Genomic DNA, 21,205 nt, shown 5'->3' on the forward strand with positions numbered 1-21,205 from the left:
GACAACATCATATAGATGTAATGTCCAAGAATAGCATCCGGAACTTATTTGGATCGGGAGGGAAACGAATTGGAAAAAATCGATATTTTCAAAGATATCGCCGAACGGACAGGGGGAGACATTTATCTCGGAGTAGTCGGTGCTGTTCGTACAGGGAAATCCACGTTTATCAAGCGGTTTATGGAACTGGTGGTGCTTCCTAATATTCAAAACGAAGGAGAGCGCCAGCGGGCACAGGATGAACTTCCGCAGAGCGCAGCGGGCAAGACCATCATGACCACTGAACCTAAATTTGTTCCAAACAATGCAGTGAGTATTCATGTGTCAGAGGGTCTTGATGTCAATGTCCGTCTTGTAGACAGTGTTGGGTATGCAGTACCAAGTGCGAAAGGCTATGAAGATGAAAACGGACCGCGCATGATTCACACTCCGTGGTATGATGAACCGATTCCTTTTCACGAGGCAGCCGAAATCGGCACAAGAAAAGTCATTCAGGAGCACTCCACTCTGGGTGTAGTGGTAACCACAGATGGTTCAATTGGCGAAATTCCAAGATACGATTACATCGAATCAGAAGAGCGGGTCATTGAAGAGCTGAAAGAGGTCGGCAAACCATTTATTCTGGTGGTCAACTCGGTTCACCCGCATCATCCGGATACCGAACAGCTCCGCAAAGAATTAAATGAGAAATATGATATTCCCGTACTCTCCATGAGTGTGGAAAGCATGACTGAGCATGATATCAACAATGTGCTCCGGGAAGTCCTTTACGAATTTCCGGTTCTTGAAGTTAACGTGAACCTGCCAAGCTGGGTGATGGTACTTCGGGAGGAGCATTGGCTGAGAGAAAGCTACGAGGAAGCTGTCAGGGAAACCGTCAAAGACATTCGGAGATTAAGAGATGTAGACCGGGTTGTGGGAAGCTTCAGTGATTTTGAATTTATCGATGACGCACGCCTTGCGGGTATCGAAATGGGGCAGGGGATTGCAGAAATTGATCTGTTTGCTCCCGATGATCTATATGACCAGATCCTAAAAGAAGTTGTAGGAGTGGAGATCAGGGGAAAAGATCACCTCCTACAGTTGATGCAGGAATTTGCTTATGCTAAGCAGGAGTATGACCAGGTAGCCGATGCTCTGAGAATGGTGAAGCAGACCGGATATGGAATTGCAGCCCCTGCATTGTCCGATATGAGCCTCGATGAGCCGGAAATCATCCGTCAGGGCTCACGCTTCGGAGTCCGGTTGAAGGCGGTAGCCCCATCGATTCATATGATTAAAGTGGATGTTGAATCGGAATTTGCACCAATCATCGGCACGGAAAAACAGAGCGAAGAGCTTGTCAGGTACCTCATGCAGGATTTTGAAGAAGACCCGCTTTCCATTTGGAACTCCGATATTTTTGGACGGTCGCTCAATTCAATTGTACGTGAAGGCATCCAGGGCAAAATATCGCTCATGCCGGAAAATGCAAGGTACAAACTGAAGGAAACATTGGAGCGTATCATAAACGAAGGCTCCGGAGGATTAATAGCCATTATTTTATAGCGAAAGGCTCCTATTTGGAGTCTTTTTTGTTTGGAAAGAAAGGCGGTTATTCCAATAAATAGGTCTTTTGGCCATGGAAAAAGGGGTTTTTCGCTATTTTTCGCACAAAAACATTGAATTCTCATGGCGTATCGTTTAATATAAGGCTTGTCATCAAAGTATTTAGTAAATCCTGTATAAAACAGGGGCCGGAGCTTTATGATAGTAGTACAACCAAATATTTAGAGCATAGATACAGCGTTCTTTGAGAGGAGGTGAATGGAATGAACAAGACTGATCTTGTAAACACAGTAGCTGAACAAACTCAACTTTCTAAAAAGGATGCCACTAAAGCTGTTGATGCAGTTTTCGAGGCAATTGCTGATACGCTAAAAGAAGGTGACAAGGTACAACTTATCGGTTTTGGTAACTTCGAAGTTCGTGAGCGTGCAGCTCGTAAAGGCCGCAACCCGCAAACTGGTCAAGAAATCGAAATCGCAGCAAGCAAGGTACCTGCTTTCAAACCAGGAAAAGCCCTTAAGGATGCTCTAAAGTAAGCTTATACATAGGGCAAGCAAGAACCGCATTGTGCGGTTCTTTTATTTTTCTGTAAAACGCACGACTTTAGTCCCCTACCTTTGCCTTTGCCTGATTCATATGCTAGAATCGGTTTAGAAAAACGTACAGCAATCGTTAAGTAAAACTTACTTGGAACGTTGCACGAACGAAATTGGAGGATATTGCATTGAAGGAATTTGATCAGGCGAAAATAGAACAGGCGGTTACCATGATTCTTGAGGCTATTGGAGAAGATCCAGCGCGTGAAGGCCTTGTCGATACACCAAAAAGAGTGGCTAAAATGTACCAGGAAGTTTTTCAGGGGCTGAATCAGGACCCGAAAGAGCACTTTGCCACTATTTTCGGAGAAGATCACGAAGAACTGGTTCTCGTAAAAGATATTCCTTTCTATTCCATGTGTGAACATCACCTGGTTCCTTTTTTCGGAAAAGCCCATATCGGATACATCCCTAAAGGCGGAAAGGTGACAGGCCTCTCCAAACTTGCGCGCGCTGTCGAAGCGGTTACCCGCCGCCCGCAGCTGCAGGAAAGAATCACATCAACCGTCGCTGATTCTCTTGTTGAAACACTGAACCCGCACGGAGTGATTGTTGTTGTTGAAGCTGAACACATGTGCATGACCATGCGCGGAGTTAAGAAACCGGGCTCGAAAACCGTAACTTCTGCCGTAAGAGGAGTCTTTGTAAATGATGCAGCGGCCAGAGCAGAAGTTCTTACATTTATTCGAAGCTAATTTTACAGGAACGGAGTGTTCGGGATGAAGGTAAACGAAAATGAGTTTTTCGTCATCAAGGCTAAAGAAAATGGAGTCAATGTCATTGGATTGACGAGAGGGACAGAAACCCGCTTTCACCATTCAGAAAAGCTCGACAAGGGCGAGGTAATGCTGGCGCAATTTACAGAACATACATCTGCTGTGAAGGTGCGGGGCAAAGCCGTCATTTATACACGGCACGGTGAAGTCGACACGGAAGTATAAAAAAAGCTTGGCACGAGCCAAGTTTTCTTTATGCGGTAAACAATAGTTGAATGCTCAATATGATATGATACATAATAGACAGAGTAAGCTTTAGTTGCAGGATGCGGGGGCAATGACATGAGGATCATCCAGGAAGTAAATAAATTAAATGAATATGTTTTACAGAAGATGGAACATTCGTTTTTAAAGGAATATGTTAATGTTCCCCAGTTAAATCAGGATAAATGTCTGATCACCTATTCGCTGTTGGCCGAGAGCGGGTACGAGGGAGAGGAACTGCAGGAGTTATACGCTGCGGTCACACTTGTTCAGTGTGCATTGGACATGCATGAAACGATATTGAAGATCACGGAAGGTCATGTCAAGGAGAGACAGTTGACCGTACTGGCAGGAGACTATTACAGCAGCCTCTACTATTTTATGCTTTCCATCTGTGAGGACGTGCCTTTGATCCGTGCGCTTTCATTGGGTATTCAGGATGTTAATGAGAACAAAATGAGGCTCTTTTATAGTAAACACACAAAGCCAGAAGAGGTAACCAACAGTATAAAAGGAATGGAGGCAGGGATTCTAACCCGTGTCGCCCATCATCTGAAGAAAGAACAATACATACCTTTTATCACAGAGTTTTTGTTTATTTCTGCCACCTCCCATTGCCCTGACTCTCTTTTTTCAGACTATCATCTCCAAATTAAAAATGACGTGCTGCTTGCCCGGCACAAACTGAAAACACAAAAGCAGCCGTTATCGCTAAAACCAGTCATGGAAAAGAGAATGAGGGGACTGCTTGAAGGGCCTCACTATTTATTGCCGGAGGAAGGGTAAGCCATGGAACAGTTAAAGGAACAGAGAGTCCACTCGGTATTTGAAAAAATATCGGATCAATATGATTTCATGAACAATGTGATCAGCTTCCAGCGCCATAAAAGCTGGAGGAAAGACACGATGAAACAGATGGCTGTAAAGGAAGGCAGCCGGGCGCTTGATGTTTGCTGCGGAACGGGTGACTGGAGCATCTCCCTGGCAAGAGCGGTTGGCAGGAAGGGGCATGTCACAGGCCTGGATTTTAGCCAGAACATGCTTGAAGTCGGAAAGAAAAAAGTAGAATCGCTTAACATGAAAAATGTGGAGCTGATTCATGGCAACGCAATGGAACTGCCTTTTGAAGACAATACCTTTGACTATGTAACGATCGGATTTGGACTGAGGAATGTACCTGATTATCTGCAGGTAATTAAGGAAATGAACCGCGTGGCCAAACCGGGAGCAAAGGTCGTCTGTTTAGAAACCTCTCAGCCTACCACTCCGGTGATCAAGCCTCTGTTTCGTTTCTATTTTTCAGTGATTATGCCCGTTCTTGGCAAGCTTCTTGCAAAAAGCTACAACGAATACTCATGGCTTCAGGAATCGGCAGGGGAGTTTCTGAACAGAAACGAACTGAAGTCCCTGTTTGAAGAAGCCGGGTTGACCCGTGTCATGGTTAAGCCATATACATTTGGAACGGCAGCTATGCACATGGGGATTAAACAAACATAGAAAGAGAGATTGCCTTGTGTTTAAGAAATTAGCTATCATTCTTGAAATGATTAAATTTGAACATACCTTGTTTGCTCTTCCGTTTGCCTTTTTAGGAGCAATACTTGGAAATGTTGTAGAGGAAGGGACGTTTCCTTCCCTGATGGAGTGGGTTTGGATTACTCTGGCGATGGTCGGCGCGAGAAGTGCGGCGATGACGCTGAACCGGGTCATTGATGCGAGAATTGACCAGAAAAATCCGCGAACCGCCATGAGGGCCATTCCTGCAAAGTTGATCAGCATGAAAGAGGCAGCTTTCTTTATTGCCGGCTCTTTTGTATTGCTGTTTGTCAGTGCCTACCAGCTGAATATCCTGTCTGTATGGCTGTTGCCGCTTGCCGTTTTCTTCCTTGTGTTTTATTCGTATACCAAGCGGTTTACATATTTATGTCATGTCATTTTGGGAGGGACCATTGCACTCGCACCTCTGGGCGGATGGGTGGGAGCTACCGGGACATTGTCAGCCGAGGCATTTTTGCTGTATGGGGGCGTCTTGTTTTGGACAGCCGGATTTGATGTAATCTATGCCACTCAGGATGCAGATTATGACAAGAAGCATGGATTATACTCCATTCCTTCTTTTTTCGGCATTCCCAAGGCACTTTTTATCGCTCGCCTTTTCCATGTGATCAGCTTTACAGCTTTTCTTGTTTTGGGGGCGGCATCTTCGTTTGGCTGGGTTTATTTCGCAGGCGTATTTTTGTCAGGAGCAATTATGGTATATGAACACTCCATGGTTTCTGCTGAAGACCTGTCAAAGCTAAATCTTGCGTTTTTTACAATGAACGGGATTTTGAGCGTGGTTATGTTTATTTTCTCTTTGGGAGATTTGCTTTTATAACATTTTTGCTGCAGGGCTAACAACCTGGGTGAACATCATGAATGATTTAGAAGGTGGGGAGAGTAATGGCGCTGAACATTGGCGAAATTAAGTATACTAACATTCTTCCTTTATTTTTTTATATAAATAAAAAGGAAATCGAAAAGACCGGAGCGCAGTTTATTCCGCAGGTTCCGGCCGAGTTAAACCGCAGAATGGCAAGAGGAGAAATTGATCTGGGGGGAATATCATCATTTTCCTTTGGCGAGAACAGTCACCAGTACAGTCTTTTTCCCAACCTGTCAGTCTCTACGTATGGCAAGGTAGGTTCCATTCTATTATTTTCCAAAAGAAAAATTGAAGAATTGGACGGAAAAAGCATAGCCTTGACTTCGAGCTCGGCAACTTCCGTTGTTTTATTGAAAGTAATCTTAAAAGAATTCATTGGTGTAAATCCTGACTATATAACAATGACTCCGGATTATGACGAAATGCTTGCAAGCCATGATGCATGCCTCCTGATCGGGGAAGATGCGATCAAAGGCGGATGGAGACAGGAAAAAGATATTTACGTTTATGATCTAGGTGAACTTTGGTATGAAAAAACCGGCCTTCCAATGACCTATGCGGTTATGGCTGTGAGAAACGATGCAATAAAAAGAGAAACGCCGCTTTTAGAGAAGCTTCAGATTCAAATGACGGAGAGTAAAAGCCGGACTAAAGCAGATGGTTATCAGGAGATGATTGAAGCCGTTCTTCACGAGCACGGCGGAGAATCTGCATTTTGGACCAATTACTTCCGGGGCATTAATTATGATTTGAGTGAAAACCACGTAAAAGGGCTGAAGCGCTATTTTGAACTGGCCTACAAGCATTCCTTCATTCAATCTCTTCCTGAATTTACATTTTTTAATTATTCCTTACAGGGCATTTAGGTGAAGAAAATGAAACTGACAGAACTGTATACGCATGTTAAAAAAGATTTACAGCAGATTGAAAAAGAACTGGAACAAACTATTTCCTCACAGCATCCCATTATGCAAAATGCGGGAAACCAGCTGCTGAAAGCGGGCGGAAAACGAATCCGCCCGGTTTTTGTAGTGCTTTCCGGACATTTTGGAAATTATGATATTGAACCTGTCAAAAAGGTGGCAGCGGCTCTTGAAACCATTCACATGGCTTCGCTCGTTCATGATGATGTCATTGATGATGCTGAATTGAGGCGGGGAGCCAAGACGGTAAAGGCCGCATATGACAACAAAGTGGCCATGTATACAGGCGATTTTCTGTTTGCCAAAGCCATTCAGCTTATGTCGGACATTCCTCAGATTGCCGCGCATCAGATTCTGTCCTATGCCATGAAGGAAATGTCCCTCGGCGAAATTCAGCAGATCAAGGAACAATTTGATCTGAATCAGAATGTCCGGCAGTATTTGCGCCGGATCAAAAGAAAAACCGCACTGCTTATTGCCATCAGCTGCCAGCTTGGTGCGATTGCTTCTAATGCTTCTATCGATCTTCAGAAGCGGCTGTACCGCTTTGGGTATTCCGTTGGGATGGCGTACCAGATTACCGATGATATTTTGGACTTTACGGCTACTGAAAAGGAATTGGGAAAACCTGCAGGCGGAGATTTGAGGCAGGGTAATATCACCCTTCCTGTTTTTTATGCCATGCAACAGCTTCCTGAACTCAAAGAAGAAATCGGACATTTTTACAAAACAATGAATGAGAGTGAGCTTTCCTCCATCATTAATACAATCAAAACGAGCGGTTCCATCCAGCGTGCCTCCAAAACGGCACAGTCTTATCTGGCAGACGCCCTTGCTGCTGCTGAGGGTCTGCCTTCTGGACAAGCGAAGAACAGCATGATTAAGATTGCAAAATATATCGGACGCCGAAAATTTTAACACGTTGCTAAATAACTTGATTTTTGTTACTATTTTCTAGGGGTTGCAGATTATAGGCAGTCCTTCTGAAGTAACTACATAGAAGATAGGGGAGAATTATTTTGGAACAAACGTTTCTAATGGTAAAGCCCGACGGTGTGCAGCGTAATCTGATCGGAGAGATTGTTTCCAGATTTGAGAAAAAAGGATTTCAGCTTGCTGGAGCAAAATTGATGACCATTTCTCGCGAGCTTGCGGAAAATCATTATGCCGAGCACAAAGAGCGTCCGTTTTTTGGTGATCTTGTGAACTTTATTACGTCAGGACCTGTATTTGCAATGGTATGGCAAGGTGAGAATGTAATTGCCACTGCAAGAAACATGATGGGAAAAACCAATCCTGGCGAAGCTGCACCGGGCACAATCCGCGGAGATTTTGCTGTTCAGGTGAGCAACAATGTGATCCACGGATCTGATTCTCCCGAGAGCGCTGAACGTGAAATTGGATTATTCTTTCATGCAGAAGAGCTCGTACAATATGAAAAAGCAGGTTCTTCCTGGATTTAATGTAAGCGTTACAAACCAGCCCGTTGCGGCTGGTTTTTTTCGTTATGGAAAATAACTTATTTTTTCAAAAATCAGTGTTTTGAAAAAATGTCGATACCTTTCGGGTTGACAAAATGAAACAAATGCTTTATCTTGTGTTTTAACGATTTAGTTTAGCTGATGAGAATTTAGACAAGAATTTAGAGAACCAGAGTGAGTTTAGCAGAGAGATGAGAATAGCTGAGAATGATGAGTGGAGCGGAGCAGAGGGTTTATTACATAGATATCACCCATGCCTCTTCGAGCATGGGTTTTTTTGTCCCCTTTTTTTCCTCATTCATTCTCCATCCTGATGGAGGTGGATCAACATATGTTTTGTCTTCCTATAAGTTTAACCCCGGTATGAAATTCGCCTTGCACCCTAATGACCATACAAACATTAAGGAGGAATAGCAATGGCGATCAAAGAACTGCTTCAAAAAGGAATTCTGGGAGAGTCCTATTCAGAAAATGAAGCTTACGAAATGATGAATGAAATATTGGAAGGGAAAGCGACAGAGGTTCAGCTTTCCAGTCTGTTAACCATACTCCGTCTGAGAGGAGAAACCATTTCCGAAATTATCGGATTTGCAACCGCGATCCTCGACCATACCGTTCCATTGAACGTTGATTATCCGCAGTTGTTGGACACATGCGGAACTGGCGGCGATGGAGCTTCCACTTTTAATATTTCTACCGCTTCGGCACTCATGCTTTCATCAGATGGCATTAAAGTCGCAAAACACGGTAATTCGGCTGTTACTTCAAAAAGCGGAAGTGCGGATGTTTTAAGCCAACTTGGTATCCAGTCGAGCAGCGACGCAACAGAAATTAAGAGAAATCTGGATGAATTTTCTTTATCTTTTCTGTTTGCTCCGAATTATCATCCGGCCCTCCGCCATGCCAGCCAGACACGAAAAGGCCTGTCATTCAGGACGGTATTTAATATCCTGGGACCGCTTGTTAACCCGGCACACCCGACACATCAGCTGATTGGAGCGTACAACCGGGAAACGGCCCAAAAAATGGCCATTGCGATTTCACGCTTCAAAAACCAGAGAACATTGGTTGTAACCGGCGAGGACGGACTTGATGAGTGCTCAATTTTTGCACCGACACACTTTTTTGAAGTAAACGATGGAAAGGTTGCGGAATTTACCCTTTCACCGGAGGATGTAGGCCTCTCCTATGGTAAATTGAAGGAAGTAACTGTTGCATCGAGCCAGGAAAGTGCTGCTTTAATCCGGGGCGTCCTTAAGGGGAATGCACCTGAATCGGCAAGCAATATTGTGATCTACAATACTGCCGCCTCACTATACCTCACCGGAAGAACGGAAAGTGTACGGGAGGGAGTGGCTTATGCCCGGGATCTTATTGCAAGCGGCAAAGCCCTGGAGCATCTTGAAATGATACAGAACCAGACAGGAGGAGTTCCCTATGCTGCAACAAATTCTTGATGTAAAAAAAGAAGAAATAATAAAGCTGGACCGTGAGTTTGACGGGCAGCCAAACCAGAAAAAGGTATCCCTGTATGAATCACTTGCGAATTCCGCAAGAAAGCCGGCCCTGATTGCTGAGGTGAAAAAAGCCTCTCCATCCAAAGGGATTATTAAGGAGCATTATGTGCCTTCTGAAATTGCAGCAGCCTATGAACAGGGAGGTGCGGCTGCCATTTCCGTTCTAACAGATCAGCGTTTCTTCCGTGGACATGCGGCTGACCTTGTTGCCGTAAAGCAAATGGTCTCGCTGCCTGTGCTGAGAAAGGATTTTATTATTGATCAGGTGCAGATTCGCGAGAGTGCCCATATTGGCGCCGATGCGATTCTGTTAATCGCGGCGGCCATGGAGCCCGGCAAACTTCATGAACTTTATGAATATGCCCATCAGGAAAATCTTGACTGCCTGGTAGAGGTTCACTCTGTTGACGAACTGGAAGGTATCCTAAATGTATTTACACCCAAACTGATCGGAATCAATAACCGTGACCTAAGAAACTTCAAAACAGATGTAGCGCATACCGAGGCTATTGCCCGCCACATTCCGGAAGAGATATTAACCGTAAGCGAAAGCGGGATTAAAACGGCAGAGGATCTTAAATTTTTGCGGGAACATCAAATTGACGGGATACTGGTCGGTGAAACCCTAATGCGCGCCTCTTCTCCTGAAAAAGGAATTGAACTGCTTTATGGTGAATAAGGATATCGCGGTAAAGTATTGCGGGTGCAGAAGCAGGGAAGATTTAGAGCTTGTACAGAACTCCTCTGCGGGATACGCGGGATTTATTTTTGCGCCGAGCAAACGGAAGGTCGTGCCGGATGAAGTCGCGCGCTGGATAAATAAACTTCAGCCACTTTCCCAAAAGCTTGTAGGTGTATTTGTTAATCCATCTGCTGAAGAAGTTGAACATGCACTTGATCTGCTGCCTCTTGATGTAATTCAGTGTCACGGTGATGAATCACCGGAGTTTCTGAAACTATTAAAGAATAAGACTGGAAAAATCATGTGGAAAGCCATACGGCATGAAGAAGAGGGATGGACGGCACTGGAGGATTACGCTGGCATCGCTGACGGGTATGTCATTGATGCAAGGGTGGAAGGCGCATATGGCGGAACGGGCACGGCGTTTGATTGGGAGGCTGTCCCCTTCTATCTCGAGGAAGCTTCCAGGCAAGAAGTGCCATGTTTCATTGCAGGAGGCATATCGGCAAACAACATTACCCGGCTGCTGAGCTACCAGCCTCATGGAATCGATATCTCCAGCGGAATTGAAAAGGACGGCAAGAAAAGCAAAGAGGCAATTACAGAATTGGAAGGGATGATCATCAATGAAAACAGTATATCCTGACAGCAAGGGAAGATATGGCCAATTTGGAGGGAAGTTCGTACCTGAAACCATAATGTTTGCACTCGAGGATCTGGAAAAAGGTTTTCTGGAAGCAATCAATGATGAAGATTTCCAAAAGGATCTTGAACATGAGCTTACGCATTACTCAGGAAGGCCCACTCCTTTAACGTATGCAGGAAAACTTACAGAACGGCTGGGAGGAGCAGGCATTTACCTGAAAAGAGAGGACCTGAACCATACCGGTGCACATAAAATCAATAATGCAATCGGACAGGCGCTCCTCTCCAAACGGATGGGAAAAAAGAAAATCATAGCGGAGACAGGCGCCGGACAGCATGGTGTGGCTGCGGCAACAGCAGCAGCGCGCTATGGACTCGAGTGCAAGGTATACATGGGAGAAGAAGACATTCGGAGACAGGAATTAAATGTTTTTCGAATGAAGCTTCTTGGAGCTGAAGTCATCCCTGTATCCAGTGGCACACGGACCTTAAAAGATGCAACAAATGAAGCGATTCGCCAGTGGGTGTCAGCTGTGGAAGATACGTTTTATCTGATCGGCTCTGCGGTTGGTCCCCATCCTTATCCAAAGATTGTTAAGGAGTTTCAAAGCGTGATTGGATTTGAGGCAAAAGCACAGTACAAGGAGCAGCATGGAGGCAAGCTGCCGGAGAAGGTCGTAGCCTGTGTGGGCGGCGGCAGCAATGCAATCGGCATCTTTGCCGGGTTTGTTGATGAAGATGTAAAGCTTGTGGGTGTTGAAGCCGGAGGAAAAGGAATTCTGACAGGTTTGCATGCGGCCACGATGGCCAATGGAAGAGAAGGAGTGATCCACGGTTCTCTTACTTATCTGCTGCAGTCGGAGGAGGGGCAAATACAGGAACCTTATTCCATCTCGGCCGGGCTAGATTATCCGGGCGTGGGACCGGAGCATGCCTACTTAAAATCCACACAACGGGTGGATTACCAGTGCATTACCGATGAAGAAGCGCTTGAAGCATTGAATATTCTTTGCCTTGAAGAGGGAATCCTTTGTGCGCTTGAGAGTGCGCATGCAGTTGCACAGGCGATTAAAGAAGCAAAAAGTATGACTCCGGACGAAAATATCATTATTTGCCTCTCCGGCCGCGGAGACAAGGATGTTCATACCCTGTTTGAACAGCAGAAGGAGGAAGATTCTCATGACCACTAGGATGAAAGAGTTCCAAACTCTGAAAGCGCCACTTTTTGTGCCATTTATTACAGCGGGCGACCCTTCTTCTGAGGCGACGGTTGACCTTGCTCTTGCTCTTCAAAACGAAGGAGCTTCGGCCCTGGAGCTGGGGATCCCTTATTCTGATCCGCTCGCTGATGGCCCGGTCATCCAGCGTGCTTCCCTCCGTGCGCTTAAAAACGGAATGTCGCTCGAGAAAGCCATTAAGCTTGTTTCTGTTATGCGGGAGAAGGGCTTGACGATACCGGTTATCATCTTTACTTATTACAATCTTTTGTTACAATTGGGAGAACAGAAATTTTTTGAATTGGCAGCACAGCATGATATTGACGGGCTTCTTGTGCCCGATATGCCGTTTGAAGAAAGCAAAGAGCTTCAGGAAGCTTGTCTTCAGCATGATTTGAGCTTCATCTCCCTGGCTGCCCCTACAACATCCAGGGAGCGGCTTAAAGAGATCGGACGGACTGCCCAGGGCTTTTTGTATTGTATTTCCTCACTTGGCGTGACAGGGACAAGGACGTCGTTTGCCAATGACCTGGACTGTTTTCTGGAAAATGCCAAAGCTTCCAGCGGAGTTCCGGTGCTTGTAGGCTTCGGGCTTTCCAGCAGGGAACAGATGCAGCAGTTCGAAGGGAAATGCGACGGATATATTATGGGCAGTGCGATTGTCAAAAAAATTGAAGAATTGGGGCCTGAGCTTGTGAACATGGAAACGAAGGACAAAGCCATTGCGGCCTTTTCCGATTTCCTGTCCAAGGTGGTTCCGGTGAAAGTGTACAGTTAACAGAAAGGAAGGGTCTTTGTGGAGGCGAAAAAACAACTGCAGAATTTAACACCCTATCAACCTGGAAAACCAATTGAAGAAGTAAAACGGGAATACGGCCTGACCAAAATTACCAAATTGGCGTCAAACGAAAACCCATATGGCAGCTCCCCGTCTGTCAGGGATGCCATTATTGCCGAAACTGCTAATCTTGGACTGTATCCCGATGGCTACAGTGCAGAACTGAGAGATGAGCTTTCTGATTTTTTGGGTGTCAAAAAAGAAAACCTCATTTTCGGCAACGGTACGGATGAAGTTTTGCAGATACTCTCACGAAGTTATTTGCGTGAAGGCACCAATACGGTGATGGCGGAACATACCTTTCCACAATATAAGCACAACGCGGTGATTGAAGGGGCAGAAATACGTGAAATACCGCTCATTAACGGTGAGCATGATCTTAAAGGCATGCTCGGAGCCATTGATGAAAACACGAAAATTGTCTGGCTCTGCTCTCCAAACAATCCGACAGGGCATTATATCAGCCAAAACGCTTTTGAATCCTTTATGGCAAAGGTGCCTGAGCATGTTCTCGTCGTAAGTGATGAAGCGTATTATGAATACGTGGTGGCAGAGGATTATCCTGAAACTATTCCTTACCTCTCGCAATATCCTAACCTTGTAATCATGCGGACTTTTTCAAAAGCCTATGGTCTTGCTGCGCTTAGAATCGGCTATGGGATAGCGGATGAACGCATTATTCGCGCCATAGAACCCGCCAGAGAGCCGTTCAACACTTCGAGAATTGCCCAGGCAGCTGCCCGTGCGGCCATTAAAGACAAGAATTTTCTTGAAGATTGTCTGGACAAGAACAGAAAAGGACTTAAGCAGTATTACGACTTCTGCGAGAAAAATGGACTGTCCTATTATCCGTCACAGGGCAATTTTATTTTGATTGATTTTAAGGTAGATGCCAATATTCTGTTTCAGCATCTGCTGGAGAGAGGCTATATCGTACGCTCAGGAGCAGCGCTCGGCTTTCCTACAAGCTTGAGAATTACGGTGGGCGATGAGATTCAAAACAAAGAAATTATCAGCCATTTGGAAAAATATCTCGAAACTGCAGCAGGGATAAAAAAGGAAACAGTTTAAGATTACTGCAGGGAAGAAGCCGAATTTCGGCTTCTTTTTTGTTGAATTCAAAATTTTCGAAAAACATGGTTGATTTTTATCATGTACCTGCTATACTATAACTAATATGGTTTCTCTCCACTCCTATCCATATTATTGTTTTCCCTGACAGCGCTTTCATGGTCGGGGATTTTTTTATTGAATGGCAATCATAACTTTGCAAGGGAACTCATAGCCTGTCTATAGAAGGTGGGTTAGCCAAACGTACCTTTTGAAGTGAACCCTTACTCTCATGTATAATAATCGTATAGAATGATTGTAGTGAGAGAAGGAGTTTTTGCCAGTGGAAAAGTTACAGGAAGCCGTTACCCTTGTTGAAATGGGACATGTTCAGGAGGGCATTCAGCTAGTTGAATTATTAAGAAAAGAAGCCGATCATCAAACTTTGTATGATATTGCCCGGCTTTATGAAAATTGGGGCCATCTTGATGAAGCAATAAAGATTGTTACCCAGCTGAGAGCACTCTATCCGGATGAAGGGGACCTTACCATCTTTGCTGCTGAACTCCTCATTGAAATGGAAAAAGAAGATGAAGCCCTGGAAATATTGGGGCAAATCAGTGCCTATGACGACTCTTATGTTCAATCCCTTCTTCTGCAGGCTGACCTTTACTTCATGCAGGGTCTTCACGAAGTGGCAGAGCAAAAGCTGCTGAAAGCAAGGAAGAGCAATCCGGAGGAACCGGTTCTTGCCTTTGCGCTCGGTGAACTTTATTTGGAACGTGGTGATTTCCTGAAAGCCGCTGCCTTCTTTCAAGAAGCAGAACCGATTGCAAACACCCTTCCGGAAGGTGATCTTTATTTAAGGCTTGCCGAATCGCTTAGCAGGGGAGGCAAGTTCGAAGAAGCGCTGGAATATTATAAAAAAGGTCTCGACGTTAAAAAAGAATTGCACAGCTTGTTCGGATATGGCATGACAGCTTTTAAAACAGGTGAATTTAAAACGGCAATCAGTGCCCTCACGGAATTAAAAGAGCTTGATCCGGATTACACTACCCTTTATCCCCTGCTCTCCTCAGCATATGAGGAAGAAGGTGCCCTGGATGAAGCCCTGGAGGCTGTCCGGGAAGGGATTGCCAAGGATGAATTCAATGAAGACCTGAAAGTCCGCGCTGCAAAGCTTCTGTACAGGATGGGCAGCAAGGATGAAGGCGAGCGGTTTGCAAGAGACGTTATTGCACTGAACCCTTCCAATGCAGAAGCTGTTCTTCACCTGTCTTCGCAGCTGAAGAAAGAAGAGCGGTTTGATGATATCATTGAACTCCTTACGCATGTCAAGGAGCAGGGAGATGAAACGCCTGAGATGGCGTGGGATCTTGCCTTTGCCTACAAAGAAGCCGAAGAATTTGATGCTGCCCGGCAGCAGTATGAATCAGCCTATCCCTATTTTAAAAACCATGAAGTTTTCTTAGAGGAATACGGAATGTTTCTGATTGAGGAAGGAGAACCTGAAAAGGCATCCGCAGTTCTGAAGCACGCCTTGTCATTAAATCCAAACCTTAATCATCTGGAAGAAATCATCAGCAGGCTTGAGGAATTTTAATACAAATAATCTTTCCTGCAAGAAGGATTTATCGAGCAGGCCAAGAATATACTAAAGTAATATACTTTGGTTAGGAATGATGGGGGGATCACGATGAGCAGCACCGTTTCTGTCCTAGAAAAAAAGGATTTTATTAAATGGTTTTTAAATCATTATCAATTAAAAAAACGTGAGTGCGTCTGGTTGTTAAACTACCTTGTCAGTGACGACCAGCTCATGGAAAAGGTTCACTTTGTAGAAAAAGCCGAATATTGCCCTAAAGCCATTATTATGTCAGCTCAATGCACGGATGGTGTACCATTTCGTTTTTACAAGCAAAATGTGCTGACGACCGATGCTGAAAAATCATTCCACGACATTCGCCTGAACCAGGAAGAAGATATTTTTATTGAACTTAACTTCAACTCTTCAAGACTTACACCGGAATATGCCTCTGTGCTGGAGGAAAATCCCCACCTGCCTGATAATATGGTAACCGACCGCAAATACGGTCTCTGGGCAGAACTTATATTGGATCAATCGGTTTCCCAGTTTAAAAGACAAAAAATATTGGTGAAGATTGATCAGGCACTGGACCAAAAAGATGAAGTAACATTTCAAGAACTTACGGAAGAACTAAGAAAATTGTAGCCCTCTTTCAAAAAAGGAGGGCTTTATTTTTTATTTTCTGATACGATGATGAATACAACGACATTACCTACATACAAAAGGAGTTTCGCAAATGAAATGGAGTTCAGGAAATATTACCGTTTACCAGCAGTCAAAAGAGTTTGTGGATACTGCCATCATTCCTCTTCTTCCTTTGTCGTTCGGTTCTTCCATGAGGACAAGCGCCAGCATGGCGGATTATTCCACGCTGATCGGAGAGGAGACCGAGCGGCAGCTTCACGGACGCCTGTTTCTTTTGCCTCCGTTCACGTACTTGATGGAGGAAGACAGTGAAACCCTGATGCTTCGGCTGCATTCATGGGTGAAGGAACTGAAAGCTGAAGGACTTCGCCATGTCTATTTTCTGACGAGTGATTCCCAGTGGAAAAAAAGGGAGCAGGAGCTTGGGGAGACTCTTTTATGGCTGCCTGTCATTCCGATGGAGACAATGGACGAGGATTACCGGGAGGAGATTGTAAAAGAACAGGTGAAACAGCTGTTTCAGGTTATTTTGCATAAATGGCAAGAAAGCTAAAAAGCAGGCATTGGAGAATCAGGTTCATATTGACAGTAAAAGTCAACTTACGCTATCATGTTAATGTCCTAGTAATATGTGTGTAAACCAATTGTCCGGATGGACGTTATTTACAGCAAGGGGGGGAAACGAAATGTCTAAGGAAGATATCTCCAGGCGCCAGTTTTTGAATTACACATTAACCGGAGTTGGAGGATTCATGGCTGCAGGAATGCTGATGCCCATGGTGCGTTTTGCCATCGACCCCATTCTTGAAAAGGGTGCGAGCCAGGATATGGTAGCGGTTACGGAAGTCAGCAAAATCGGCAAGGAACCAAAGCGCTTTAACTTCAAAATCAAGCAGAAAGACGGCTGGTATGAATCAGAGGTGACCCAATCCGCATGGGTTTACAAAAACAGTAAAGGCGAATTAATAGCGCTTTCACCAGTTTGTAAGCATTTGGGATGCACGATTGACTGGAATACTGATCCTGCCCATCCGAGCCAGTTTTATTGTCCTTGCCACGGAGGCCGTTATGAGAAAGACGGAACGAATATTAAAGGTACACCGCCTCTTGCGCCTCTCGATGTGTATGACAGCCAGGTAAAAGATGGAAAATTGTATCTAGGAAAGGCAAAACCACGAAAGGGGGCGTAATCAGTGCTGCAAAAGATTTACGACTGGGTGGACGAGCGTTTGGATATTACGCCGCTCTGGCGAGATGTGGCTGACCATGAAGTGCCTGAGCACGTGAATCCCGCCCATCATTTTTCCGCGTTTGTTTATTGTTTTGGAGGATTGACGTTTTTTATTACCGTCATCCAGATCCTGTCTGGAATGTTCTTGACCATGTATTATGTTCCGGATATTGTAAATGCCTGGGAATCTGTGTATTATCTGCAGAATCAAGTGGCATTCGGTGTCATTGTTAGGGGAATGCATCACTGGGGAGCCAGCTTGGTAATTGTTATGATGTTTTTACATACTTTACGCGTATTCTTCCAGGGAGCATATAAGAAGCCTCGTGAATTGAACTGGGTAGTAGGAGTATTGATCTTTTTCGTTATGCTTGGACTTGGTTTCACAGGGTACTTGCTGCCATGGGATATGAAAGCGCTGTTCGCAACGAAGGTAGGGATTCAAATCGCTGAAACGATTCCCGTTATTGGGCCGATTGCCAAGACCTTCCTTGCTGGAGGAGAAATCATCGGAGCACAGACGCTCACACGTTTCTTCGCCATACATGTTTTCTTCCTGCCGGCTGCACTTTTAGCGCTGATGGGTGCCCACTTTATCATGATTCGTAAACAGGGGATCTCCGGACCGCTGTAAAATTGTTTTTTTAATTATCTTTATTTTTCAAATTCAGTCTGAAACCGCTCTTTTGGCTAAAAAAGAGAGGATGCTGGCGGATAAAAGCTTCTGCTGATGATACAGAGCTTCTAAACGCTACGAAAAGGGAGGGAGAAAGATGCATCGAGGCAAAGGAATGAGATTTGTAGGTGACTCGCGTGTGCCTGCAGAGCGCAAGCCGAACATTCCAAAAGATTATTCAGAGTATCCCGGAAAGACAGAAGCATTCTGGCCAAACTTCCTTTTGAAAGAATGGATGGTAGGTGCCGTCTTTTTAATAGGGTATTTAATCTTAACCATTTCGCACGAATCTCCGCTGGAACGTAAGGCAGATCCGACGGATGCCGGGTATATCCCGCTTCCAGACTGGTATTTCCTTTTCTTGTACCAGCTATTGAAATACAAGTATGCTGCCGGTGATTATGTATTGATCGGTACGATAGTTATTCCTGGTCTTGCGTTTGGAGCATTGCTGCTTGCCCCGTGGCTCGACAGAGGACCGGAACGGCGACCTTCAAGACGTCCAGTTGCAACAGGGTTAATGCTTATTGCTCTCATTTCCGTTACATACCTGACGTGGGAGTCGGTTGTTACCCATGACTGGGAAAAAGCAAAAGAGCAAGGGAAAATCGTGGAGACCAACATTGATAAAAATGATCCTGGCTACCAAGTCTTTAAAAGTCAGTCATGTGTAGGGTGTCACGGCTCGGAATTGTCCGGCGGAACAGGTCCATCCCTGATCGGAACCGGACTCAAGCCTGAGGATATTATGAAAATTGCCAAAGAAGGCCGAGGCGCAATGCCTGCCAACGCTTACAAGGGCAATGAAGAAGATTTAAAGAAATTGGCTACTTTTATATCCAAACTGGAAAAATAGTAATGAAAAAAAGCTGGCTTCTATAGTCGGCTTTTTTTACATCATTCAGCATGTTAGGAGAAAAGAAATGATTTATCTTTACGGAATCCTGAAGCAAAGGTGGTTTTTAACCTGTTTGCTGATTGTCAATATTCTCGGGACAGCTTACGGATACTACTGGTACAAAGACCAATTGGCAGCAACCCCTCTGAAATTTGTTCTTTTTGTGCCCGACAGTCCGACTGCAAGCCTGTTCTTTGTCTTTGTCCTTATTGCTTTTCTGTTTGGAAAAAATATTCCGTATATGGAAGCACTGGCTGCTGTAAGCTTATTTAAATATGGAATATGGGCAGTAGGGATGAATATAGCAGGGGGCGTGGTGGCTCCACCGCTGTACTGGGAAAGCTATATGCTGATTTTTTCGCATTTGGGGATGGCTATTGAAGGACTTCTGTACACCTCATATTATAAGATCAAGCTGCGTCATATGGCGGTTGCCGCTCTGTGGGTGTTCCATAATGAAATCATAGATTATGTTTATGGAATGATGCCCCGTTACGATATACTGGCCGACCATATGCAGCTGATCGGCTACCTGACATTCTGGCTGAGCGCCATTTCAGTTTCGCTTGTTTATGTACTCACCCGTGAGGTGCAGCCGAGCGGCAAATAGAGGTCTATCCTTGTCCGTTTTCTCATATGATGGGTTATACCCGGTATGGGAGGGACAAGAATGGGAAGAAAACGAAAAACCGCTGCAGCGTTAAGCGCTTTTCTGCTATTAATGCCGGCAGATGTTCATGCTGCTGGCAGTGATCAACACCCGGACTTTGACAATGTAACCCGATTGTCTGATAAAGCGCTCGAGCTTGCCAAGGAAGAACGGTATAAAGAAGCAAGTGAGGTTCTCTTCTATATGTCATCCCAATTTGGCAAGGATGTGGCGAAAAGTGATCTTGCGGATGACAAGATCCGGATGGTGGACATGACCATGGAAAACACGATAGAAACCCTTGGCAGGGCAGAGGAATCCCGTGATGTGAAAATCAGCACCCTTACCGGTGTTCGGCTTCTTATGGACGCCTTGGTTTCAGACCATCAGCCACTGTGGAAACAGACCGAGTATCAGATTATGAATCCAATCAAAGCGATGCAGCTGTCTCTGAAAAAAAGGGAAGATCAATCATTCCAGGAGGCCGCAAACGAATTTCTGGCCAATTATAACATGATACGCCCCGCTGTCAGTATGGATGTGACCGAGGCAGTTTTTGACCAGGTGGACGGGGACGTGCAATATATTGAAGGAACAAGGACAAATATGATTTCGGCAAAGGAAAGCAGGGAAAAACTGACATCGATTCAAAAAGACTTCGAAAAGTTGTTTGATGCAAAAGAAGATTCTTCCGATCCTTCATTATTTTGGCTGATTTTTTCAATCGGCGGCATTATTTTTTCTACATTATTTTATGTCGGATGGAGAAAATACAAAGCAGAGACAGAAAGTGTTAAGGCAGTGGAAAAGCCGGAGGAATGAGCATTCTAATTGACACAGGGGCTATACATTAATACAATTAAAGTATAAATTTAAGTGGAGGAATGCCATAAATGTCTTTTCTCATCTACTTCGCGCTTTTGTTGATTATCCCACTTTGGGCACAAATGAAAGTGAAAAGCACCTACAACAAATATTCAAAAGTTGAAAACTCTACAGGAAAAACGGGAGCTGAAGTCGCCCGTGAAATATTGGACCAAAACGGGTTGTACAATGTTGCGGTCGAGCCAATCGGCGGCCGGCTGTCCGACCACTATGATCCGCGCACCAAAGTGGTCCGCTTATCGGAAGAAAATTATTACGGCCATTCAATTGCCGGTTCCGCGGTTGCTGCCCATGAAGTCGGCCACGCCATTCAGGACAAAGAAAGCTATGCGCCGCTTCGCTTCAGACATGCACTGGTTCCAGTCGCAAATCTCGGATCAAACTTTTCGTACCTTTTGATTTTAGGAGGTATGCTTCTGGCTTCCGCAAACCTGCTGTTGGTCGGTATTGTTTTTATGGCCGCTGCAGTGCTGTTCCAGCTTGTGACACTGCCGGTCGAATTTAACGCCAGCAGCCGGGCTATGGATCAGATTGTATCCACTGGCATGATTCGGAACAACGAAGAACGCCAGGCAAGAAAAGTGCTGAATGCCGCTGCACTAACCTATGTGGCTGCCGCACTCGTTGCTGTCCTCGAACTTCTGCGCTTTGTGCTCATGTTCGTCGGCATGAATAATGATGATTAATTAGGAAAACCTCCGCTGACCGCGGAGGTTTTTTTGTATCTATTG

Annotated in this window: 25 protein-coding genes; all 25 read left to right on the forward strand. The window is 44.9% G+C overall.

What is annotated here, in order from left to right:
- The first annotated feature begins 69 nt into the window (after positions 1–69).
- The 25 genes from spoIVA to QYB97_RS24510 all read left to right on the forward strand — a co-directional run bounded on the left by spoIVA (position 70) and on the right by QYB97_RS24510 (position 21,160).
- Positions 70–1,548 carry a stage IV sporulation protein A gene (spoIVA, locus tag QYB97_RS24390; protein ID WP_301168607.1) on the forward strand — a complete coding sequence of 493 codons (1,479 nt, stop codon included), beginning with the start codon at positions 70–72 and terminating at the stop codon, positions 1,546–1,548.
- Positions 1,549–1,811: 263 nt separating this feature from the next.
- Positions 1,812–2,084: an HU family DNA-binding protein gene (locus QYB97_RS24395; RefSeq protein ID WP_061970679.1), complete on the forward strand. Its 273-nt coding sequence runs from the start codon at positions 1,812–1,814 to the stop codon at positions 2,082–2,084.
- Between the two features lie 188 nt (positions 2,085–2,272).
- Positions 2,273–2,839, forward strand: a complete 567-nt coding sequence (gene folE, locus QYB97_RS24400) for a GTP cyclohydrolase I FolE (protein WP_301168608.1) — start codon at positions 2,273–2,275, stop codon at positions 2,837–2,839.
- Positions 2,840–2,863: 24 nt separating this feature from the next.
- Positions 2,864–3,085: a trp RNA-binding attenuation protein MtrB gene (mtrB, locus tag QYB97_RS24405; RefSeq protein WP_061970674.1), complete on the forward strand. Its 222-nt coding sequence runs from the start codon at positions 2,864–2,866 to the stop codon at positions 3,083–3,085.
- A gap of 117 nt (positions 3,086–3,202) precedes the next feature.
- Positions 3,203–3,910 (forward strand): heptaprenyl diphosphate synthase component 1, encoded by a 708-nt coding sequence (locus tag QYB97_RS24410; RefSeq protein WP_301168609.1) that lies wholly within the window; start codon positions 3,203–3,205, stop codon positions 3,908–3,910.
- A gap of 3 nt (positions 3,911–3,913) precedes the next feature.
- Positions 3,914–4,621, forward strand: coding sequence for a demethylmenaquinone methyltransferase (locus tag QYB97_RS24415; RefSeq protein ID WP_301168610.1), 708 nt, complete (start codon positions 3,914–3,916; stop codon positions 4,619–4,621).
- Between the two features lie 16 nt (positions 4,622–4,637).
- Positions 4,638–5,501: a UbiA-like polyprenyltransferase gene (locus tag QYB97_RS24420; RefSeq protein ID WP_301168611.1), complete on the forward strand. Its 864-nt coding sequence runs from the start codon at positions 4,638–4,640 to the stop codon at positions 5,499–5,501.
- A gap of 65 nt (positions 5,502–5,566) precedes the next feature.
- Positions 5,567–6,415: a menaquinone biosynthesis protein gene (locus tag QYB97_RS24425; RefSeq protein ID WP_301168612.1), complete on the forward strand. Its 849-nt coding sequence runs from the start codon at positions 5,567–5,569 to the stop codon at positions 6,413–6,415.
- Positions 6,416–6,424: 9 nt separating this feature from the next.
- Complete coding sequence (gene hepT, locus QYB97_RS24430) at positions 6,425–7,390, forward strand: heptaprenyl diphosphate synthase component II (protein WP_301168613.1); 966 nt, start codon at positions 6,425–6,427, stop codon at positions 7,388–7,390.
- Positions 7,391–7,491: 101 nt separating this feature from the next.
- Entirely contained in the window at positions 7,492–7,935 is a 444-nt protein-coding gene (gene ndk / locus QYB97_RS24435) for a nucleoside-diphosphate kinase (RefSeq protein ID WP_301168614.1), read from the forward strand.
- Positions 7,936–8,369: 434 nt separating this feature from the next.
- The gene (trpD, locus tag QYB97_RS24440; protein ID WP_301168615.1) at positions 8,370–9,410 is read left to right on the forward strand and encodes an anthranilate phosphoribosyltransferase; all 1,041 of its coding nucleotides are present in this window, start codon (positions 8,370–8,372) and stop codon (positions 9,408–9,410) included.
- Complete coding sequence (gene trpC / locus QYB97_RS24445) at positions 9,391–10,149, forward strand: indole-3-glycerol phosphate synthase TrpC (protein WP_301168616.1); 759 nt, start codon at positions 9,391–9,393, stop codon at positions 10,147–10,149. Before trpD ends, trpC begins: the two co-directional genes overlap by 20 nt.
- The gene (locus QYB97_RS24450; protein WP_301168617.1) at positions 10,139–10,798 is read left to right on the forward strand and encodes a phosphoribosylanthranilate isomerase; all 660 of its coding nucleotides are present in this window, start codon (positions 10,139–10,141) and stop codon (positions 10,796–10,798) included. The genes trpC and QYB97_RS24450 overlap by 11 nt, the downstream gene beginning before the upstream one ends.
- Entirely contained in the window at positions 10,779–11,987 is a 1,209-nt protein-coding gene (gene trpB, locus QYB97_RS24455) for a tryptophan synthase subunit beta (RefSeq protein WP_301168618.1), read from the forward strand. The genes QYB97_RS24450 and trpB overlap by 20 nt, the downstream gene beginning before the upstream one ends.
- Positions 11,977–12,792 (forward strand): tryptophan synthase subunit alpha, encoded by an 816-nt coding sequence (gene trpA, locus QYB97_RS24460; RefSeq protein WP_301168619.1) that lies wholly within the window; start codon positions 11,977–11,979, stop codon positions 12,790–12,792. Before trpB ends, trpA begins: the two co-directional genes overlap by 11 nt.
- An 18-nt stretch (positions 12,793–12,810) precedes the next feature.
- On the forward strand, positions 12,811–13,923 hold the full coding sequence (gene hisC, locus QYB97_RS24465) for a histidinol-phosphate transaminase (RefSeq protein ID WP_301168620.1): 1,113 nt from the start codon (positions 12,811–12,813) through the stop codon (positions 13,921–13,923).
- Between the two features lie 322 nt (positions 13,924–14,245).
- A complete protein-coding gene (locus QYB97_RS24470) occupies positions 14,246–15,505 on the forward strand; it encodes a tetratricopeptide repeat protein (RefSeq protein WP_301168621.1) in 1,260 nt (419 codons plus the stop codon).
- Positions 15,506–15,598: 93 nt separating this feature from the next.
- Positions 15,599–16,135 carry a ReoY family proteolytic degradation factor gene (locus QYB97_RS24475; RefSeq protein WP_301168622.1) on the forward strand — a complete coding sequence of 179 codons (537 nt, stop codon included), beginning with the start codon at positions 15,599–15,601 and terminating at the stop codon, positions 16,133–16,135.
- Between the two features lie 91 nt (positions 16,136–16,226).
- Positions 16,227–16,688 (forward strand): YpiF family protein, encoded by a 462-nt coding sequence (locus QYB97_RS24480; RefSeq protein ID WP_301168623.1) that lies wholly within the window; start codon positions 16,227–16,229, stop codon positions 16,686–16,688.
- Positions 16,689–16,821: 133 nt separating this feature from the next.
- A complete protein-coding gene (locus QYB97_RS24485) occupies positions 16,822–17,325 on the forward strand; it encodes a Rieske (2Fe-2S) protein (RefSeq protein ID WP_301168624.1) in 504 nt (167 codons plus the stop codon).
- Positions 17,326–17,328: 3 nt separating this feature from the next.
- Complete coding sequence (gene qcrB / locus QYB97_RS24490; protein ID WP_061970636.1) at positions 17,329–18,000, forward strand: menaquinol-cytochrome c reductase cytochrome b subunit; 672 nt, start codon at positions 17,329–17,331, stop codon at positions 17,998–18,000.
- Between the two features lie 139 nt (positions 18,001–18,139).
- Positions 18,140–18,898, forward strand: a complete 759-nt coding sequence (locus QYB97_RS24495; RefSeq protein WP_301168625.1) for a menaquinol-cytochrome c reductase cytochrome b/c subunit — start codon at positions 18,140–18,142, stop codon at positions 18,896–18,898.
- Positions 18,899–18,965: 67 nt separating this feature from the next.
- Positions 18,966–19,550 (forward strand): lipoprotein heptaprenylglyceryl N-acetyltransferase LhaT, encoded by a 585-nt coding sequence (gene lhaT / locus QYB97_RS24500; protein WP_301168626.1) that lies wholly within the window; start codon positions 18,966–18,968, stop codon positions 19,548–19,550.
- Between the two features lie 60 nt (positions 19,551–19,610).
- Positions 19,611–20,411, forward strand: coding sequence for a sporulation protein YpjB (locus QYB97_RS24505; RefSeq protein WP_301168627.1), 801 nt, complete (start codon positions 19,611–19,613; stop codon positions 20,409–20,411).
- 71 nt (positions 20,412–20,482) lie between these two features.
- Complete coding sequence (locus tag QYB97_RS24510; RefSeq protein ID WP_301168628.1) at positions 20,483–21,160, forward strand: zinc metallopeptidase; 678 nt, start codon at positions 20,483–20,485, stop codon at positions 21,158–21,160.
- The last annotated feature ends 45 nt before the right edge of the window (positions 21,161–21,205 follow it).

It is taken from the genome of Fictibacillus fluitans, from assembly GCF_030418125.1.
GTDB lineage: Bacteria > Bacillota > Bacilli > Bacillales > Fictibacillaceae > Fictibacillus_C > Fictibacillus_C fluitans.

Coding starts and splice junctions, on each gene's coding strand:
- QYB97_RS24395 (WP_061970679.1), top strand. CDS start 1,812: ATGAACAAGACTGATCTTGTAAACACAGTAGCTGAACAAACTCAACTT.
- mtrB (WP_061970674.1), top strand. CDS start 2,864: ATGAAGGTAAACGAAAATGAGTTTTTCGTCATCAAGGCTAAAGAAAAT.
- QYB97_RS24410 (WP_301168609.1), top strand. CDS start 3,203: ATGAGGATCATCCAGGAAGTAAATAAATTAAATGAATATGTTTTACAG.
- QYB97_RS24415 (WP_301168610.1), top strand. CDS start 3,914: ATGGAACAGTTAAAGGAACAGAGAGTCCACTCGGTATTTGAAAAAATA.
- QYB97_RS24425 (WP_301168612.1), top strand. CDS start 5,567: ATGGCGCTGAACATTGGCGAAATTAAGTATACTAACATTCTTCCTTTA.
- hepT (WP_301168613.1), top strand. CDS start 6,425: ATGAAACTGACAGAACTGTATACGCATGTTAAAAAAGATTTACAGCAG.
- trpD (WP_301168615.1), top strand. CDS start 8,370: ATGGCGATCAAAGAACTGCTTCAAAAAGGAATTCTGGGAGAGTCCTAT.
- trpC (WP_301168616.1), top strand. CDS start 9,391: ATGCTGCAACAAATTCTTGATGTAAAAAAAGAAGAAATAATAAAGCTG.
- QYB97_RS24450 (WP_301168617.1), top strand. CDS start 10,139: ATGGTGAATAAGGATATCGCGGTAAAGTATTGCGGGTGCAGAAGCAGG.
- trpB (WP_301168618.1), top strand. CDS start 10,779: ATGAAAACAGTATATCCTGACAGCAAGGGAAGATATGGCCAATTTGGA.
- trpA (WP_301168619.1), top strand. CDS start 11,977: ATGACCACTAGGATGAAAGAGTTCCAAACTCTGAAAGCGCCACTTTTT.
- QYB97_RS24475 (WP_301168622.1), top strand. CDS start 15,599: ATGAGCAGCACCGTTTCTGTCCTAGAAAAAAAGGATTTTATTAAATGG.
- QYB97_RS24480 (WP_301168623.1), top strand. CDS start 16,227: ATGAAATGGAGTTCAGGAAATATTACCGTTTACCAGCAGTCAAAAGAG.
- QYB97_RS24485 (WP_301168624.1), top strand. CDS start 16,822: ATGTCTAAGGAAGATATCTCCAGGCGCCAGTTTTTGAATTACACATTA.
- QYB97_RS24495 (WP_301168625.1), top strand. CDS start 18,140: ATGCATCGAGGCAAAGGAATGAGATTTGTAGGTGACTCGCGTGTGCCT.
- lhaT (WP_301168626.1), top strand. CDS start 18,966: ATGATTTATCTTTACGGAATCCTGAAGCAAAGGTGGTTTTTAACCTGT.
- QYB97_RS24505 (WP_301168627.1), top strand. CDS start 19,611: ATGGGAAGAAAACGAAAAACCGCTGCAGCGTTAAGCGCTTTTCTGCTA.
- QYB97_RS24510 (WP_301168628.1), top strand. CDS start 20,483: ATGTCTTTTCTCATCTACTTCGCGCTTTTGTTGATTATCCCACTTTGG.